The organism is Candidatus Pandoraea novymonadis, from assembly GCF_003004665.1.
GTDB classification, from domain to species: Bacteria; Pseudomonadota; Gammaproteobacteria; order Burkholderiales; family Burkholderiaceae; genus Pandoraea; species Pandoraea novymonadis.
On sequence record NZ_MUHY01000001.1, the window covers coordinates 292,404 to 311,934 of the forward strand.

Below are 19,531 nucleotides of genomic sequence, written 5' to 3' on the forward strand. Positions count from 1 at the left end.
AAATTAGCAGCTTATTGAACGGCCTTTCGCGCAGTGGAGTTTGGGGATGTCACTGAATCTTAATAAGAAATGCCAGAGGTTTTTTTGTGCGTCATAAAATATAGTCGTCAGAAAACACGCTTAGTGAAGTGTGCCTTTATTCACTATCTTTTTTACTTAGTTTTCATCTTTGATGAAAAAATATCAGAAACATTAAATTTGCAAGAAAAATTTAATGAATTAGCAAATTATTTTTTATCAAAGGACGTCGAGCATGGCACACATGCTTACTTCATCAAGTATTGGAACTCCAAGAGACTCAGCTTTAATTAACTTACTTCCAGCATTTGCTCCCGCCACCAGATAATTTGTTTCTGCTGACACAGAACCTACTATTTTTGCACCTGCTGCTTCGAGAAGCGTCTTGGCTTTTTCCCGTGAGAGCGTCGGCAATGTACCAGTTAATACAAATTTCTGTCCCGCTAATGGCAATGATACAGTTGCCATTAGCGAAGATTCTGACCATGTGACACCGACTTTACGTAATTGCTCGATAACGTCGATGTTATGAGATTCAGAAAGAAAATTGACAATAGATTGCGCCATGGTGGATCCAATGTTGTGTACGGATAGAAGATCTACTTGTGTGGCGCTTAGCAAATTGTTCAGTTTACCAAAATGATTTGCTAAAATTTTAGCAGCAGTCTCACCAACGTAGCGAATGCCGAGTGAGAAAATAAATCGTGATAATGTTGTACTCTTTGCTTTTTCTAATGATGTCACCAAGTTTTTCGCCGATTTTTCAGCCATTCGATCGAGTGTTACCAAAGTCGATACATCGAGCCTAAATAAATCAGCTGGCGTTTGAATGATCTGCTGGTCAACGAGTTGCTCTACGAGTTTATTACCTAAACCTTCAATATTCATGGCTCGACGTTGCGCAAAATGTAACAACGCTTGTTTACGTTGCGCTGCACAAATCAATCCTCCCGTGCAACGGGCAATAACTTCATCAGGTAATTTCTTAATATGTGAGCCACATACTGGACAAATGCTAGGCATTACGAATGCATAGGCTCCATCTGGTCGGTGTTCTTTGACAGATCGCACAATCTCAGGAATCACATCACCTGCGCGACGTACAATCACAGTATCACCAATTAAAATATCCTTACGTAGGATTTCATCTTCGTTATGCAAGGTTGCATTAGCAACCTTTGCTCCTCCTACAAACACTGGAGCCAATCGCGCTACTGGTGTAATAGCACCGGTACGACCCACCTGTACTTTGATATCCAACAATTTTGTTAAGGACTCTTGTGCTGGAAATTTGTGTGCTAATGCAAAGCGAGGAGCGCGCGATGCGAATCCTAGTTGTTCTTGTTTTTCTCGATGGTTTACCTTATACACAACACCATCAATGTCATAAGGGAGACATAAACGAATATCAGAGATTCGGCGATAAAAAGAAAGTAACCCATTGATCCCTTTGACAACTGCATATTTATCATTCACAGGGATGCCTAATTCAGCATACCAAGCCAGTAAGGCGCTGTGAGTTTTTGGAAAGTGTGCGCCGCCTAGTAGTTCGCCCGAACCATAAGCAAAGAATGACAATGATCGCTTAGCTGTGATGCGTGAATCGAGTTGACGCAGGCTTCCTGCTGCTGCATTTCTGGGATTGATAAATATTTTTTTACCAGCGACTTCTTGAGTTCGATTGAGCGCTTCAAAATCAGCACGTAATAACAAGATTTCACCACGTACTTCCAAGATATCAGGTGGTGTGTTTGTTTTCAGACGAAGTGGAATTTGCTTGATTGTGCGAATATTCGCCGTAACGTCTTCACCCATCATGCCATCACCACGTGTGGCCGCCTGTGTTAGAATGCCATTTTCATAGCGCAAGGCAATTGCGAGCCCATCGAATTTTAACTCGGCCACATATTCAATTTGTGGCTTCAAAGCTGACACTGGAAAAACATCAGTTATTGTTTTCGATGGGGTAACTGCTAAATTAGCATGAAAAAAATTTGATACACGTTGATCAAAGGCTGCGACAGCCTCATCTGAAAACGCGTTATTGAGAGACAACATCGGCACATGGTGTGTCACAGCTGTAAATTCTTGGAGAGGCTTACCACCAACGCGCTTTGTTGGGGAATCGACACGCTGTAGTTCAGGATAGACCCTTTCAAGGGTAACTAACTCGTTGAACAGAGCATCATATTCTGAGTCGGAAATGATTGGATCATCTTTTTCGTAGTACGCATGATTATGTTTTTCTATCGCTTCATATAGCGCCAAAACACGTTCACCAGGATCAGAGGTTAACGAGATTGTGTCTGATACGATTAATTCGGACATTGATGATAATATTTTGAATATCCATGGAGTTAATACTATTATGCCTTATGGTGAAAACGGCAAACCAAGTTTATTATTTCTTCATTATTAAAGGCTGTTTGAAATTAAGAAAATATTGGATTGGACTTTTCTACTCATATCTATTGATATCGGCACATCCATTTTATTCACTGGCTGAATAGCCGCCGGGCGACCTGAGAGCCTGCTGGTAAACCACTCTCTTCAAGCCGTTTGTATAGCATTAATAGTTTGTGGTTTATATTCTGCAATGCCGCATCTGTCAATGTGTGCCTAAGATCGTCGACCAAAAAACCATCGATTCTTTGAGCAATTGACTTTGCATAAACGCACATTAAATCGAAAGGCATTAAGGCTTGATCAGCCATTGGCACGTCGAGCAGAAGCGTGATTAAATCTCCGTCTTTGTAGGTTAGGTCATCACGCAAAAAATTAGTACTGGCAAATTGCAACATAAAGATAGGGGTTTGTTTGGCGTCCAATTTAACAAAACGCATACCATTGCGAGAAAGCAACATGCCGTCTTGCATCGCCATAGCTTGAATATAATTAGCAGACCAAGGTGCACTATTGGAAAGTATATTGATAGATAACTGTGCATCGCACTGCGCTGCAAAACTGTCTAACTCACGTGCTTTTGCTAGAGTTTCTTTCATTTCTGGAAATTCTGGCAGAATGCCAACTACATCCGCAATCAGTTGTACTCCATTGGTAAATTCATAAAATTCCCTTTCGTTCATGGCACCCCCACGATTTGCCAACTGGACAGCAATGCGCAGTTCAATGTAGTGATCGTCAGCACAGATCGACCGCCATGGCCTACTTTTATCGATACGTCCTTCAATGTAGATTGGTTTGGTACTCGCACGTCCGATGCGCTCCCTCAGTGGCAAGATGCATTGACCTGAGAATGGTTTCGATAATGGAAAGGAAACAATACAGTCTATTTTTTGGTCTACAATTGAAAATGCGGCAATCGTATCAAATACAGATCTTGCTGCAGAAGGTAACATTCCATCGTATCTCGATGAGGTTGAAGATTTATAATCGTTACTTATCCATTCTAGGTTCATAACACCGTCTTTTTGACGATCGGCATCTATATTAATGCTTCCTGTCATTGAATGGATTCTCTCGTTATCATCCACATAGCTCATCTCTTCCTGTAGATTTTTCTTGGTATCATAATTACTCACTGGGCTATTAATGATATTCTGCACGTTTGGGTTATCACGAGCTGTTTCTTCTTGATTAAATGGTGTTGTGAAGTAAGTTTCTTGATTCCCTCTCCCATCCCAGTTATTCACTTCCTCTTGCGAACGAGATAAATCGATTGATTTTTCTATGCCTGGATTTACGTTTTGATGCCCCCCCATCGTTGGCTCACGTCGTTCGCTATGATGATGGGTCTCCAAATGTGTTGGTTTGATAAATATTTGATTTTGTTTATCTCCCAATAGATCTGTTTTGGTAGTGATATTTGCTTTTTCCAAAGGCATGTGAGAAGTCATCCGTTGTTTTATTTTTCTGCTTTGCCAAGCATTGTAGGCGATGACAATCAATAATATAACCATCCCTGTAGCAATTAAACTCATCTGAAGATCATTCATGTGCTCACTACCTCACTGTTTTCATTATTGTCGCGTTTTGACATTGAGTTAAGACAATCCTAGGCTTAACTCAATGTTAGATTTCTATTAATTGCAACGATGCGTGAAAAGCCTTATTTTCTCATGCTTCTTCTATTAGAGATATTCAATTGAAATATGCTAAAAACAGAAATAATTGATTGATTTTTCTCTTTTTCTAGAAAAAATTTAATTTTTGAGCTGTTTTATGAGCTGGCTGGTGTGTTCAGCTGAACACTAACATCAGAAATTTCACGTCCTGTTGTTACGATGAGTTTTATTTTTGATACCTTGTCAAAAGTGCAGTACAAAAATGAACAACATGCGCCAGATGGCTAGATGTGATTTTTACCTGATGGTAGCGTGTAACGTACATAAAAAATGAAATAAACTTGATTGTTGCTTAAGCTAAAGAAACATTATCCCTTTTGATGTCAATGATTCCTTGGGAATCATTGACATCAAAAAATGTTATTGAGTCTGAAGGTCAAGCAAAAAAACTGGGAACACATTAATCAATCAAATATGCTCCGTGTGTTGTTGCAAAAAAGCTGATTTCTGACGATAACGCTGGTTCCCAGCGTACTGGAAGTGACTATGGCTTACTCATTAATAGAATGTCGTAGATTTCGCCAAAACACATAGGAAATCAATGGACGCTATGCAAATACCTATCTCTAAAAAACATGCTAGTACAGAAGAAAAACCACTTGGCATGAAGATACAAGATTTACTTGGCTTGGCAACATCGAAAGTGCTTGAAATGTGTAATATCATGCGCCCTATCAGGCATAGGGTAACGTATAATTTTCTTTTACTTCCTTCATTTTACAGCAATCTCAAACTCTAACGTAAATAAGTTATTTGGCATTTCGGGATCCTAAAGGCCAAACGCTGAAGGCCCAATAAACTCTTATCTATTAGTCCTTGTCGTGAATCCGCTACTTGAAAAACTTCAGTTATATCCATTTGAGCGTCTCAAAGAACTCATTACTGGCGTAACACCGGCTACCAATTTCAAAAATATCAGTTTTGGGATTGGTGAACCTAAACATCCGACACCACAATTTATCAAGGAAGCTTTCATAGAAGGATTGGGTGGATTATCTAATTATCCTGCGACGGCTGGATCGGACTCGCTACGCGATAGTATTGCTAGATGGCTAGAACGGCGTCATCAACTGCGAAATATAAATTCAGCTAAGGAAGTGCTGCCAGTGACTGGCTCACGTGAGGCATTATTTGCGTTTGCACAAGCCGTCATCGATAACCGTCGACCCAACGCAAAGGTGGTTTGTCCAAATCCGTTCTATCAAATTTACGAAGGAGCTACTTTACTCGCAGGTGCTATGCCTTACTATGTTGATTGCGATCCTGCACGTAATTTTGCACCTGATTACGCTAGCGTTCCTCTCGATGTTTGGAAGGAAGTGCAACTTGTCTACCTGTGCTCACCGGGCAATCCAACTGGTTCTGTGTTGGGGCTAGCAGATTGGCAGCTATTGTTTGAATTATCGGACCAATATGGTTTTATAATTGCGTCCGATGAATGCTACTCTGAAATATATTTTGATGAAGAGAACCCGCCTCTTGGAGCACTTGCTGCGGCACAAAAATTAGGTCGTTCTTTTAATCGTTTGGTAGTCTTTTCCAGCCTATCGAAACGTTCCAATGTGCCCGGTATGCGCTCAGGTTTTGTTGCTGGCGATCCCGCGGTTCTAAAACTATTTTTACTATATCGTACCTACCACGGTTGCGCCATGAACCCAGCAGTTCAAGCCGCAAGTATTGCTGCATGGGAAGATGAGGTACATGTGCGATTGAACCGTAGTAAATACATCAAAAAATTCCAGATAGTTACGCCAATGCTTTCTGAGGTGCTCGACGTTAGACTACCTGATGCCGGTTTTTATCTTTGGGCATGTGTCGATGCCAAAACCGGACTATCAGATAAAGAATTTACCTGTCGCTTGTTGGCGGACTACAATGTAACTGTTTTACCCGGTTCTTACTTAGGTCGTACTGCTCATTGGCGAAATCCGGGCGAGAACTATGTGCGTATCGCATTGGTGGCTGATATTGACGAATGTATCGAAGGAGCAGAACGTATCGTGCAATTTTGCCAATCCCTTTCATCTCTCTGATCCTCTTACCTAATTATGTTGCCATCCTTTGAAACTCTTATTGATCAAGCCTGGGAAAATCGAACAGAAATTTCTATCCACTCAACTCCTGCTAACGTGCGAGATGCCGTTAAGCATGTTATAGAGGGCCTTGATCAAGGTGTTCTACGCATTTCGGAGAAAAAAAATGGCCAATGGATTGTCAATCAGTGGCTTAAAAAAGCTGTGTTACTGTCCTTCCGCATGGAAGATAATTTGCCTATGACAGCAGGTGGTTTTACTCATTTTTATGACAAAGTACCTAGTAAATTTGCCAACTATACGATGGAAGATTTCGCGAAAGGCGGTTTCCGTGTTGTCCCACCTGCCATCGCTCGCCATGGATCATTTATCGGACGTAACGTCGTATTGATGCCATCTTATACAAATATCGGAGCCTATGTTGGTGAGGGTACAATGGTTGATACATGGGCCACTGTCGGTTCGTGTGCACAGATTGGTAAGAATGTTCATTTATCTGGTGGTGTTGGCATAGGAGGTGTGTTGGAGCCACTGCAAGCCAATCCGGTCATTATTGAGGATAATTGTTTCATCGGAGCGCGTTCTGAAGTGGTTGAAGGTGTGATCGTCGAAGAGAATTCAGTAATTTCGATGGGAGTCTACATTGGGCAATCGACAAAAATTTACGATCGCGAAACGGGTGAAGTTCATTATGGTCGAGTACCAGCTGGCTCGGTAGTTGTTCCAGGTAATTTGCCATCTAGCGATGGAAAATATAGCTTGTACTGCGCTGTGATTGTGAAAAAAGTAGATGCTATAACAAGGGGGAAAACTGCTATTAACGATCTCCTTCGAGGCGAATGAGGATGGCGATAATAATGTACGGTATTTCTAATTGTGATTCTGTGAAGAAAGCTTGTTTTTGGCTAGATACTCATCACATTACTTATTGTTTTCATGATTTCAAGAAAGAAGGTGTGCCTGAGACTTTACTTAACACATTGCTAACGCAATTTTCAATCGGAAGGCTGCTTAACTTTCGCAGTACAACATGGCGCCAATTAACAGATAAACAAAAGGCTGCTGCAACTAACGAATCTGAAGCACGCGCATTGATAGCTGAAAAACCGTTGTTGATCAAACGACCTGTGCTTATCAAGGATGGATATGTCACAGTTGGTTTCAATCCCGATATCTATGCCTCGCAATTTTAACATGATGATACTTCCCAGTAGTCCTACGATATCCCTCACCGAGCAATTAATTGCTCGGCGTTCTCTGACGCCAGAAGATGTGGGCTGTCAAGATATTCTCGCACGACGCTTAAATGCCATCGATTTTTCCTGCGAAACTTTTTTTTTCAATAATGTAAAGAACCTCTGGGCTATCAGGCGAGGACAGGAAGGTTCTGCTGGAAAATTACTCGTCTTTGCTGGCCATACAGATGTTGTACCAACCGGTCCTATTGAGCAATGGAATTCAGATCCATTTGTGCCGACACACCGAGATGGTAAACTCTATGGTCGAGGCGCAGCAGATATGAAAACATCACTGGCCGCTTTTGTTGTCGCTATCGAAGAATTCGTGGCTAAACATCCAAAACACAAGGGATCCATTGGTTTTTTACTTACGAGTGATGAAGAAGGTCCTGCTATTGACGGTACCGTGAAGGTTGTAGAGATACTTCAACAACGTGGTGAACGTATCGATTATTGCCTTATCGGAGAACCTACATCCAGTGAAAAATTGGGTGATCTTGTTAAAAATGGTCGTCGTGGCTCGATGTCTGGCAAGCTTACGGTACATGGAACACAAGGCCATATTGCTTATCCAAATTTGGCTAAAAATCCCATACATCTGTTTGCGCAAGCACTCAGCGAACTCACGCAGATCGTATGGGATAACGGTAACGAATATTTTTCACCGACTTCTTGGCAAATATCCAATATTCATGCAGGTACTGGTGCGAATAACGTCATTCCAAGCGAATTGACAGTGTTATTCAATTTTCGTTTTTCAACGGCGAGCACATCTGACGATCTTCAGCAGCAGGTTCACACTTTACTTGATGCTCATGGTTTTAATTACACTATAGATTGGATGATTGGTGGACAACCATTTCTTACACCATGCGGTGAATTATCATTAGCACTAGGAAATGCTATTCAGGAAGAAACTGGTATTGAAACTAAATTATCAACTACTGGGGGGACTTCAGATGGACGTTTCATTTCGCGTATTTGCCCCCAAGTGATTGAGTTCGGTCCTTGCAACACGAGTATTCACAAGATTGATGAGCATATCGAAGTTGCAGACATCGAACCACTCAAAAATATTTATTATGGCGTATTGAATCGCTTGATCGTATGACTAAACCAAATTGTACTTCCATATCGTTTAGTTGAAATTTCATTTTGAAGTTTTGAAGTCTAGGACTATTTAGCAAACGCTTACTTTTGCAAGTGTGGGGACGCTATGTCATTAACACATCCTTTCGTCACGCTACGCGATTTACTGCGCTATGCCATATCAAGCTTCAACGAAGCGAAACTATCGTTTGGCCATGGTAATAACAATGTGTATGATGAAGCCGTCTATCTCTTGCTTCATACTCTTTGTCTCCCGCTTGACATGCTTGATCCATTCCTCGATGCACGTTTGTTACCTAGCGAAATTGAACATATTTTATCTGTAATTAATCGCCGAGTAGTTGATCGTTTCCCCTCGGCGTATATTACTAATGAAGCTTGGATGAACGGACAACGTTTCTATGTCGATGAGCGTGTGATTGTGCCAAGATCATTTTTCGGCGAGCTTATTGAAGGAAAAATTAGGCCTTGGATATTGTATCCAGAAGCACTCGAAAACATACTAGATTTATGTACGGGTTCGGGATGCTTGCCAATTCTTGCTGCTCAGGCATTTCCAACCGCGAAAATTGATGCAGTGGATATTTCTGCGGACGCCCTTGAAGTAGCTAGAATTAATATTCGCGATTATTATCTTAACGAACGCATTACACTGTATCATGGGGATCTTTACTCGCCTCTGCCATCAGAAAAACGTTATGAATTAATTGTGACAAATCCGCCATACGTTAATGAAGTAGCCATGAGAACACTGCCAGCTGAGTATTTACATGAGCCTTACATAGCACTGGCAGGTGGTAGCGACGGTATGGATATCGTGCGTCGCATTCTTATTGGAGCACACGAACGACTGAGCAAGAATGGAATTCTCATTGTCGAAATTGGACACGAACGCAAAAATTTTGAAGCAGCATTCCCACACTTGTCAGTGACATGGTTGCCGACTAATAGCGGTATCGATGATATGATATTTTTGGTTCACGCTGCTGATCTCCAGCGATATATGTCTGCCTGTTCAGAATAACTAAAGGTCATGTAATTAATCATGACCTTTAGTTGGATTGACATTGGTTTCGGGATCGGCGTACTGCATGTTATAGGTATTATGGCGGCAATCCATGCAGTCATGACTGTGCGTACCTCACAGGGTTCTATTGCATGGGCAGTCTCGCTCACTACCATACCATACTTCACTCTTATCCCATATTTATTCTTAGGTCGTTCCACCTTTTTGGGTTACGTTGAAGCACGGAGAGCATGTAATCAATTGATGCGTTCACAATTCGGAGAAATAATCTCTACAGGTCCTTCTCCTCCACTTGCTGCTAATATCCATCCTGAATTTCGCGCTTTGACGACTTTGACCAACATGCCATTTGTGGCAGGTAATCATGTCAAATTACTCATCAACGGGCATGCTACCTTTAATGCTATTTTTGAAGCGATTGGTCGAGCGCGTGATTATGTCATTATTCAATTTTTTATCATTCGCGATGACAAAATTGGGCATGAGCTGCAACAACATTTACTTTCATGTGCCGCAGCCGGCGTAAAAGTCTATTTTTTATACGATCGAATTGGTAGCTATGATCTACCGCGTAGGTACTGCGAAATACTCATGGCTGGTGGGGTCATCGTACGTGAATTTTCTGCTGCGAGACGAGGTTTATTTATCAATCGTTTTCAGCTAAATTTTCGTAATCATCGAAAAATCGTGGTAATTGATGGCATTGAGGCATTTGTAGGTGGGCATAATGTTGGTAACGAGTATCTTGGTGAAAAATTCCCACTGGCCCCTTGGCGTGATACGCATATTTCAGTGACCGGTCCTGCTGTAATTGGTATACAGCATACTTTTGCAGAAGATTGGCATTGGAGTACTGGCACTGTACCACTGCTCAACCAGACGTCACTATCTATGGATAGTGAAATGCATTGTCAAGTTGTGCCAAGTGGGCCGTCAGATCAATTAGAAACCTCTTCTCTTTTTTTCGTCTCTGTCATCAATGCTGCCCGAGAGCGGGTATGGTTGACCTCGCCATATTTTTGTCCAGATGAAGCTGTTTTTACTGCGTTACGCTTAGCAGTTCTCCGGGGTGTTGAGGTTAGAATATTAATTCCAAGTTGTGCAGACCATCGTATGGTCTACGAGGCGACACAATCCTACGCTCACGAAGCGGTACGCAGCGGTATCAAAATTTACCGGTACCGGCATGGCTTTTTGCATCAAAAAGTTGTATTGATTGACGATACAGCTGCCGCTATCGGCAGTGCTAATTTGGATAATCGTTCATTTAGACTTAATTTTGAATTGATGATTCTAACTGTTGATAAGCACTTTGCTGCAGAAGTTTCTCATATGCTAATGAATGATTTTTCGAATTCTGAAATCATCGAAAGAGAATCTTTTCTTTTTATCGCAGGATGGCGTCGCATGCTGATGAGAATCGCACGAATGTTTGCACCAATTCTGTAAAAGAAAAATTATATATACTATATATACCAATTAGATAGATGAATCCGTCAATCCATATTTTTTCTTAAGCAGTGCTTTTTGACCTTTAAACTTTTTTAAAAAATTTCCTCTGTGATTCGATTTGAAAATCTGACCATTGTACGTGGTACCAAATTGCTTTTTAAAGATACCTCTATCGTCATTAATCCCGGAGAGTCAGTTGGTCTCGTCGGTGCAAATGGTGCAGGCAAAAGTAGCCTATTAGGCCTCATGCACAGTCAGATGCATCCCGACAGTGGCGATGTTTTCTTTCCAAATAATTGGCGAATTGCATATGTTAGACAGGAAACCCCTACATTCGAGAGAACAGCCCTCGAATACGTACTAGATGGTGATAGTAACTTACGAAAAACACAGGCACAAATCGCGGATGCACAAGCTAGAGGTGACGGTTACCAGGAAGCGAATGCACACATAGCCTTTGCTGATGCAAATGGATACAGTGCCCCAGCACGTGGCCAATCTCTATTGCTAGGTCTTGGTTTCACGCTAGCTCAAAGTGAACTACCTGTCTCTAGTTTCTCTGGTGGTTGGCGAATGCGTCTGAATCTTGCACAGGCGTTAATGTGCCCATCTGAATTGCTATTACTCGATGAACCGACTAATCATTTAGATCTGGATGCTATCATTTGGCTTGAAGACTGGCTTAGTCGATATACCGGCACTCTATTTATTGTTTCTCATGACCGAGAGTTTCTTGACAGTGTATGTAATGTCATCTTACACATCGAAAATCATAAATTAAAACGTTACGGCGGTAATTATAGTCAATTTGAAATTCTACGTGAACACGAATTAGCTTTGGAACAAAGTACTTTCGAGAAACAACAGGCAACGATTGCTCATTTAGAATCATTTATCACACGATTTAAAGCAAAAGCTACAAAGGCAACGCAAGCTAAAAGCCGTGTAAGAGCACTTCGCAAAATGGAACGTATCTCTCCTAGAGATTTAAATTCATTATTGGTGTTCAATTTTCATTCTGTCAATTCTGCGCCTAATCCCATGCTTGTTCTTAACTCGGTGTGTTGTGGTTATAAACTCGACTCTGGTAGAGAACAAGTCATACTTCCACGCGTAACATTATCAGTACAAAAAGATAAACGTATCGCTTTACTCGGTGCAAATGGGCAAGGAAAATCGACGCTGATTAAAACCTTAGCCGGTTATTTGCCACCCTTAGCAGGAAATATTACGCAAGGCAAAGGTTTAAAAATTGGCTATTTTTCTCAGCACCAGATTGAAACATTGGAGAATGATAATTCTCCATTACAACATCTACAACGGCTAGCACCAGATGCGCACGAACAGGAATTACGAGATTTTCTCGGAGGTTTCAATTTTCGTAGCACTATGGCTATGGAAATTATCAAATCTTTCTCCGGCGGAGAAAAAGCACGTCTAGCATTGGCCTTGATCATCTGGCAAAAACCCAATCTACTCTTGCTTGACGAGCCAACGAATCATCTAGATCTTGAAACACGTCAGGCACTGATAATGGCCATTTCTCAGTTTAATGGGACTCTGATCATTGTCTCTCATGATCGAGACTTACTTCGCGGTACCACAGACGAATTTTTGCTTATTGCAGACAGTAGAGTGCAACCTTTCAATGGAGATTTAGATGATTATCGTAACTGGCTACTTAAAAATTTAGCTGATCAACGTACCGCTGGACATAAGAAAGAAAGAGATACCCAAGGTAGTATTACATCAAATATTAATCGACAAACAAAAAAACGGATCGATGCAAAAGAGCGTCATCGATTGACTCAGTTACGAAAACCATTGCAAATCAAGATTGAAAGCCTGGAAAAAGCGATGGTATTGTTGAATAAGGAAAAAATCAAACTTGATGCCTTGCTAGCTGACAAAACTCTCTACGAACCATCAAAAAAAATCGCATTGATGGATAGTCTAAAGCGTCATAGTGAAGTCAAATTTCAATTAGCAGAAACTGAGTCATCTTGGCTGACAGTACAAGAAGCCTTTGAAAAAATTGACTGTTGACATAGTATGCTGCAGTCATTTTTTTAGAAAAATCTAGTTTGAGCTATATTTTTGCTACTACCGATATTGCATGCTCAAGGCGAGAAATGGCATGAACTGCAAGTCCATCAATAGCTTGACGGGGTGCATTTGATTTTGGAATGACAGCAACTGAAAATCCTAATTTAGCAGCTTCCTTGAGTCGATCTTGACCCCGTGGACTTGGGCGAATCTCGCCGGACAAACCAACTTCTCCGAAGGAGACAATACCATCAGGTAATGGTTTATTCCTTATTGAGGAGTAAATAGCCAGTAATACTGCCAAATCAGCAGCAGGCTCGGTAATCTTTACACCACCAACGGCGTTGAGAAAAACATCCTGATCAAAACAAGCAATCCCTGCATGTCGATGCATAACTGCCAGTAACATTGATAAGCGATTTTGTTCTAAGCCAACAGCTAAGCGTCGAGGATTTTGTGCCTGAGTTTTGTCGACAAGTGCCTGAATCTCGACCAGCAAAGGACGTGTACCTTCTTGTGTTACTAGCACGCAGGCACCAGGTACCGTTTGTTCATGCTGAGAGAGAAAAAGTGCAGATGGATTGGCCACTCCCCTTAGACCTTTCTCAGTCATTGCAAAAACACCCAATTCATTGACTGCACCGAAACGGTTTTTAAACGCACGTACCAGTCGATATGACGAATGAGTATCACCCTCGAAATACAGCACAGTATCGACAATGTGCTCCAGCACTCTCGGCCCAGCCAAACTACCCTCTTTAGTGACGTGCCCCACCAAGATCACCGTTACACCATTTTCTTTCGCGTAACGGGTCAATTGAGCTGTACATTCCCTAACCTGTCCTACAGAACCTGGGGATGATGTCAACTCACCAGAATATACCGTCTGAATTGAATCCACAACTACTACCTCTGGTTTTTCCGATTCAATAACGCTTAGAATTTTCTCTAATTGGATTTCAGATAAAAGATTGATGTTTCCAGCATTCACTTCAAGAACCGAATCCCTTAATCCTAATCTCTGTGCACGCAAAGCAATCTGTGCTCCTGACTCTTCGCCACTTACATAAAGCGCATGCCGTTCACGTGAAATATAAGTCAAGGATTGTAATAACAACGTCGATTTTCCGATACCTGGATCACCACCTATTAAGACCACGGCGCCAGCTACCAAACCACCTCCTAGAACACGATCAAATTCATCCATCCCACTTGAGAAGCGCGGTAAATCTTTTGCGTCAATCTCTGATAATTTGCATACTGACGCGCTCTTGGAAAGAGCCTGATAACGACGTTCAGTTTCAATTTTTGCCATCGATTTCGAGAGTGTATTCCATGCATTACAGTGTGGACATTTACCTTGCCATTTGTGGGTTTGGCTAGTACATTCGCTGCAAATATAGACAGTTTTCGCCTTGATCATGTGCATACTGTGGATTTTTGGTAAATGAAAAGCAAAAAATGCTAGAGTCCTCAGAAATCACTTCGCTTTTGATGCGTTACCCATACAATACAAAAAAGTGCATGCAACACTTATATGCCGTAGCTCATATAAAATCTCAATTTCAAAACCTGTACAGTGATAACGTGGTTGTTAATGATTTTCATGAAAGTTGAACGTTTTCACGCCAGTATTAGGCACTGTATTCGAGAGAGTACATCTTGGCGTGTGGTTTCTAACATCTGTAACTGCGTACTATGCATCATTATATTTAATGGTATGAACATAATATATTGGCCTTTGCATAAAAAATCAGATATGAGATTACTCATGAAGTGTCTGTATTATTAAATACAATTGATTTAAAGGAATGGCAAATATAACGATGTTACATATTTTCGTGTTATAAATATCCTCACAGAACTTGTTTGTTCGTAACGCTTTATACGTAGATCGAAAAATAATTTTCGCCAACAGCAGAAGATAGCCGCGAACTCAGGCGATAATAGAATCTTACATATATGTCGACTATCTATCTTCATACTTCGATTGCTCAAAAACTGCTGTTAGTAAAAACTCCATTCACAAGCTAACGGAACAATCTGGATTATTGATAAGTGAGATATCTGAGCATAATTCTCTCCGAGATCGACTTGAAGTACCAATGAAGACAGGTTTTTACACTATCATGGCCGCGCAGTTTTTTTCCTCGCTGGCCGACAATGCACTGCTTATCGCAGCGATTGCGATTCTTAATGATTTAGATGCGCCACAGTGGATGACACCACTTCTCAAGTTATTCTTCGTGTTGTCATACGTGATACTGGCCGCCTACGTAGGTGCTTTTGCTGATTCGATGAGAAAAGGCCGAGTCATGTTTATTACTAACATGATCAAGATAGGAGGATGCATCATGATGATGTTAGGGTCACATCCGCTAATTGCATATGGTGTAGTTGGTTTTGGCGCCGCTGCATATTCACCTGCTAAGTACGGTATCTTGACAGAATTACTTCCTCCAGAAAAATTGGTGGCTGCGAATGCTTGGATTGAAGGGTTTACAGTAAGCTCAATTATACTCGGCACCTTACTTGGTGGATTGTTCATCAGTCCGAAAATTACCCAGGTAATCATAGCGCATACACATTTATCGATAAATTCTCCATCGAATGCTGCCATGATTATGATCGTCGGTATTTACTTCTTAGCAGCACTGATTAATCTTCGTATTCCAGATACTGGAGCACGTTACGCGACTCAGGAGCGTAATCCTATCAAATTAATTATCGATTACTCAGAATGCTTCTTCACGTTATGGCGAGACAAGCTCGGTCAAATTTCGTTAGCAGTTACCACATTATTTTGGGGTGCAGGCGCAACTTTACAATTTATTATCCTAAAATGGGCAGAAAAAGCCCTTAATATGACACTTTCAGAAGGTGCTCTGTTACAAGCCGTATCTGCGCTGGGTATCGCCATTGGTGCGGTGTTAGCTGCTGCAAGAATTCCTCTAAAACGCTCTCTATCGGTATTACCGCTTGGTATTGCAATGGGCTTAAGTGTTATGTGTATGGCATTTTTTTCAAAGTCTGTGTTCAGCTTCGGTTCTGACTGGAAGATACCGTTTTACCTTATGATTGCCTATGTTTTCCTAATCGTGATCGGTGCACTAGCTGGATTTTTTATTGTGCCAATGAATGCTTTGTTACAACATCGTGGTCACGTATTACTTTCAGCAGGACACTCAATCGCTGTTCAGAATTTCAATGAAAATCTATCTGTACTTTTTATGCTATGCGTTTATGCGTTGCTTATTTGGCTTAATGTATCCGTTAACGTTGTTCTCATATTATTTGGTTTTTTTGTGTCTGGAACTATGTGGTTCGTTATGAAGCGCCATCAATCTAATCAGCGAACTTTTGATTCCGTAGCGCTGATTGGCGAGGTGAAACACTAATATGACATCAGATATTCCAATTGTACTAACGATCGCTGGCTCAGATTCTGGTGGTGGAGCAGGTATCCAGGCTGATCTTAAAACATTTTCTGCACTTGGCGCATATGGTGCGACTGTCGTCACAGCATTAACCGCCCAAAATACATGTGGTGTGATGGAAATTCATATACCACCAGCGTCATTTATTACAGCACAGCTTGATGCTGTGTTTCAGGATCTCAATATCGATTCGGTGAAAATTGGGATGCTAGCTAACTGCGAGATTATTTATGCAGTAGCAGCCGCTTTGCACCGTTATCGTCCACGTTTCGTCGTACTCGATACAGTCATGTTCTCTAAAAGCGAACATTCACTGCTATTGCCAGACTCTCTTTCGGTATTGCGTGAAATCCTGTTGCCGCTAGCAGATTTGATAACCCCAAATCTACCGGAAGCCGCTGCTTTATTAGGCGTACATCAGGCGAATAACGAAAATGAAATGATCGCGCAAGCACAAGCATTACGGCGTCTTGGTGCACGCAATGTGCTTATAAAAGGCGGCCACCTCACCAGTGCAAACAGCCCAGATTGGCTTATCAGCGATTCAGGGAGTGAACGCTTTAACGCACCACGTATTTCCGTTCATCATACACATGGCACCGGTTGTACGTTATCTGCCGCACTTGCTGCACTGCAACCACAACGCGAGAATTTGTCGATAACCACACGCGATGCTAAGCAGTACTTACATGGTGCATTATCGGCAAGTGGTCGACTATGTGTAGGACACGGCATTGGTCCTACACATCATTTTTATGCGCTCTGGCGGAATCCATCAGCTAAACATTAGAGTCTTAGTTTTAATTGCGCGATATCAGTTATTTTTTAATTTTACTTTCTGTTGACTCAACCGCCAGTATTAACTAATGTTTATTGAACCAACAGGGATATGCCGACATAAACAGTGAATTCAGTTCATGTTTAACCGGCTTCTCAAAATTCTTGAGTCAGTATTTTGTTTTAAATTTTTTTATGGATTGACTCGTAAGTAGCACGAGCAAGACACCAATCTGCCCATGCTTTAGATTTATCCAAAGGACTGCGCAATAAATATGCCGGATGATATGTGACGATTACTGGTATGCCTTCATATAAATGCAAACGTCCACGTAAGCTAGCAATACTTCCTTTCGTACGTAAAATACTCTGTGCTGCGAATCGACCCATTACCACAATGAGATATGGCTTTAGCAAGCTGACTTGGCGTTTTAAGTACGGTTCACAGCTGGTAACTTCATGTGGCTCAGGATTTCGATTGTTAGGTGGGCGGCATTTAAGTACATTTGCGACATAGACATTTTTATCACGTTTCAAATTAACCGCACGTAGTATATTGTCAAGTAATTTACCGGCTTGCCCAACAAATGGTTCACCTTGAAAATCCTCTTGCTGCCCTGGAGCTTCACCCACGAGGAGCCAATTAGCTGCTCGATCCCCCGCGCCAAATACAGTTTGAGTTCTCTTTTCACAAAGTACACAATCACGACATTTGACAACATACTCAGCTAAATCATCCCAGTCGAGTAGATCAAGCCTCTGTTTTTGAATGTTAATGCTTTGACTAGGCTGCAATAAAGTATCTGCATGAATTAAATTTGTTTCCTGTGGGAATACTCTCTGCCCTGATGGAATTTTTATCACTGTTGAATTGTCTTGCAAAGCTAAATCTGAATTCTTTCCATCAAGTGAATCAAGCTGACTGTCCCTGTAAAGTTCATGTGGTGTTCTTCCATCCCACGCTGTAGATGTAATCCGTCGTATCCACACTGGCCAAAGACCAAATTCATCCAAAATCAATTTAGGCCAAGGCACAACATCCCTCCCATGCAAAACGCATCACAATGGCATCCTCACGTGAATTATCTGATGAATAATAATTTTTGCGACGACCAATCTCTATAAAACCGAAACGTTTATAAATATGAAAAGCGCGTATATTAGACGGACGTACTTCAAGTAGTACTCCCTTCATACCATCTTCATTCACTAAACGTATGATTTCATTCAGCATTATGCTACCGAACCCACAGCCCTGATATGACGGATTAATGCACATATTTAACAAATGTGCTTCGTCAACCACAGACATCATCAGAAAATAACCCAGCAAACCTTCATTCCAATCGCGCAAACAAATACAAGAATGTCCTGCCTCGATAGAGCTTATGAAGTTATGAGAAGTCCATGGAAATTTGTAAGCAATTTTTTCTATTGCAACAATTTCGTCGATATCTTCTATTTGCATCTTCGAAAAATAATGTTGGATAATTTTCAGCATTAACCTCGTTCCTTTGTGCTCTCACGCTCTGCTGTTGTTTGAGCTACCTTGTTACGCACATAATGAGGCATTGCTTTTTCTGCATGAATTGCTTCACCGCGGGTGAATGCCCGAGCAGCCAGTATTGCAGTGGCCTGTGAATTCGGCATCGCGTCAATGCGTAGGTTCTTTGCGTACGTTACAGCAGACAATCGTTCACCAAATGCAACTGCAGCGTTACCGGCAAGTACGAAAGGTAGATCGGGAACTGGTACTTCTTGCACACCATTGAGTGATGGACCTGCCACTATACGCCAATCTCTGATAGTGTCATCCCACTCAAAATCTGCCCAATAAACCTCATCCATTCGAGCATCTAATGCGACCAATACCCGCTTTGCAGATTCTTCCTGCGAGCGCACTAACTCTGCACATGTCATCAATGTATTAATTGCAAGTACTGGCAGATTAGCACCAAAAGCAAGGCCTTGAGCGACACCACAAGCGGTACGCAACCCTGTAAAAGATCCAGGACCACAACCAAATGCAATAGCCTGACAGGTAGCCAATGTTATTCCTGAAAATTTTAATACTTCACGTACTGCAGGCAAAATATGAGTACTGGAAATAGGACCTGTATCGAGGTGACGAGCAACAATCTTTGGCATGTCAGTATCGGAATACGTTCGATATAGGGTAACAGAACAAAATTCTGTGGAAGTGTCAAGGGCAAGAATCGTGATTGGTGACATAGCAGTTTTAATGGGAACGTACATTATTATGCACCCTACCTTCATAAGATATAAAAATTGAATATCTTCGACAAGT

The 19,531-nt window shown here is 41.5% G+C and carries 15 protein-coding genes; 9 read left to right on the forward strand and 6 right to left on the reverse strand.

Going from position 1 to position 19,531, the window contains the following annotated elements; all coding sequences use genetic code 11:
* Positions 1–237: 237 nt before the first annotated feature.
* Together ligA and BZL35_RS01270 are read right to left on the reverse strand one after the other, a co-directional pair.
* Positions 238–2,346 carry an NAD-dependent DNA ligase LigA gene (gene ligA, locus BZL35_RS01265; RefSeq protein ID WP_106182109.1) on the reverse strand — a complete coding sequence of 703 codons (2,109 nt, stop codon included), beginning with the start codon at positions 2,344–2,346 and terminating at the stop codon, positions 238–240.
* A gap of 167 nt (positions 2,347–2,513) precedes the next feature.
* Positions 2,514–3,974 carry a cell division protein ZipA C-terminal FtsZ-binding domain-containing protein gene (locus BZL35_RS01270; protein ID WP_245916315.1) on the reverse strand — a complete coding sequence of 487 codons (1,461 nt, stop codon included), beginning with the start codon at positions 3,972–3,974 and terminating at the stop codon, positions 2,514–2,516.
* Positions 3,975–4,924: 950 nt separating this feature from the next.
* On the opposite strand from BZL35_RS01270, the gene dapC reads away from it, so the two are divergent.
* From dapC to BZL35_RS01310, 7 genes are all read left to right on the forward strand, one after another.
* Positions 4,925–6,136, forward strand: coding sequence for a succinyldiaminopimelate transaminase (dapC, locus tag BZL35_RS01280; RefSeq protein WP_106182113.1), 1,212 nt, complete (start codon positions 4,925–4,927; stop codon positions 6,134–6,136).
* Positions 6,137–6,151: 15 nt separating this feature from the next.
* A complete protein-coding gene (gene dapD / locus BZL35_RS01285; RefSeq protein ID WP_106182116.1) occupies positions 6,152–6,979 on the forward strand; it encodes a 2,3,4,5-tetrahydropyridine-2,6-dicarboxylate N-succinyltransferase in 828 nt (275 codons plus the stop codon).
* A 14-nt stretch (positions 6,980–6,993) separates the two neighbouring features.
* Entirely contained in the window at positions 6,994–7,329 is a 336-nt protein-coding gene (locus BZL35_RS01290) for a Spx/MgsR family RNA polymerase-binding regulatory protein (protein ID WP_420837011.1), read from the forward strand.
* 4 nt (positions 7,330–7,333) lie between these two features.
* The gene (gene dapE, locus BZL35_RS01295; protein WP_106182827.1) at positions 7,334–8,485 is read left to right on the forward strand and encodes a succinyl-diaminopimelate desuccinylase; all 1,152 of its coding nucleotides are present in this window, start codon (positions 7,334–7,336) and stop codon (positions 8,483–8,485) included.
* 105 nt (positions 8,486–8,590) lie between these two features.
* The gene (prmB, locus tag BZL35_RS01300; protein WP_106182121.1) at positions 8,591–9,508 is read left to right on the forward strand and encodes a 50S ribosomal protein L3 N(5)-glutamine methyltransferase; all 918 of its coding nucleotides are present in this window, start codon (positions 8,591–8,593) and stop codon (positions 9,506–9,508) included.
* 21 nt (positions 9,509–9,529) lie between these two features.
* On the forward strand, positions 9,530–10,960 hold the full coding sequence (gene cls, locus BZL35_RS01305; RefSeq protein WP_106182124.1) for a cardiolipin synthase: 1,431 nt from the start codon (positions 9,530–9,532) through the stop codon (positions 10,958–10,960).
* A gap of 111 nt (positions 10,961–11,071) precedes the next feature.
* A complete protein-coding gene (locus tag BZL35_RS01310) occupies positions 11,072–13,009 on the forward strand; it encodes an ATP-binding cassette domain-containing protein (protein ID WP_106182126.1) in 1,938 nt (645 codons plus the stop codon).
* 43 nt (positions 13,010–13,052) lie between these two features.
* On the opposite strand, the gene radA is transcribed toward BZL35_RS01310, so the two are convergent.
* Positions 13,053–14,432, reverse strand: a complete 1,380-nt coding sequence (gene radA / locus BZL35_RS01315; RefSeq protein ID WP_106182131.1) for a DNA repair protein RadA — start codon at positions 14,430–14,432, stop codon at positions 13,053–13,055.
* 682 nt (positions 14,433–15,114) lie between these two features.
* On the opposite strand from radA, the gene lplT reads away from it, so the two are divergent.
* Together lplT and thiD are read left to right on the forward strand one after the other, a co-directional pair.
* Positions 15,115–16,407 (forward strand): lysophospholipid transporter LplT, encoded by a 1,293-nt coding sequence (gene lplT / locus BZL35_RS01320; RefSeq protein ID WP_106182136.1) that lies wholly within the window; start codon positions 15,115–15,117, stop codon positions 16,405–16,407.
* A 1-nt stretch (position 16,408) separates the two neighbouring features.
* The gene (gene thiD, locus BZL35_RS01325) at positions 16,409–17,236 is read left to right on the forward strand and encodes a bifunctional hydroxymethylpyrimidine kinase/phosphomethylpyrimidine kinase (protein ID WP_106182138.1); all 828 of its coding nucleotides are present in this window, start codon (positions 16,409–16,411) and stop codon (positions 17,234–17,236) included.
* A 170-nt stretch (positions 17,237–17,406) separates the two neighbouring features.
* On the opposite strand, the gene BZL35_RS01330 is transcribed toward thiD, so the two are convergent.
* The 3 genes from BZL35_RS01330 to tsaB are packed head-to-tail and all read right to left on the reverse strand — an operon-like array spanning position 17,407 to position 19,479.
* On the reverse strand, positions 17,407–18,258 hold the full coding sequence (locus tag BZL35_RS01330) for a uracil-DNA glycosylase (RefSeq protein WP_106182140.1): 852 nt from the start codon (positions 18,256–18,258) through the stop codon (positions 17,407–17,409).
* The gene (gene rimI / locus BZL35_RS01335) at positions 18,245–18,724 is read right to left on the reverse strand and encodes a ribosomal protein S18-alanine N-acetyltransferase (RefSeq protein ID WP_106182143.1); all 480 of its coding nucleotides are present in this window, start codon (positions 18,722–18,724) and stop codon (positions 18,245–18,247) included. Before rimI ends, BZL35_RS01330 begins: the two co-directional genes overlap by 14 nt.
* Complete coding sequence (gene tsaB, locus BZL35_RS01340; RefSeq protein ID WP_245916316.1) at positions 18,724–19,479, reverse strand: tRNA (adenosine(37)-N6)-threonylcarbamoyltransferase complex dimerization subunit type 1 TsaB; 756 nt, start codon at positions 19,477–19,479, stop codon at positions 18,724–18,726. Before tsaB ends, rimI begins: the two co-directional genes overlap by 1 nt.
* Positions 19,480–19,531: the final 52 nt, after the last annotated feature.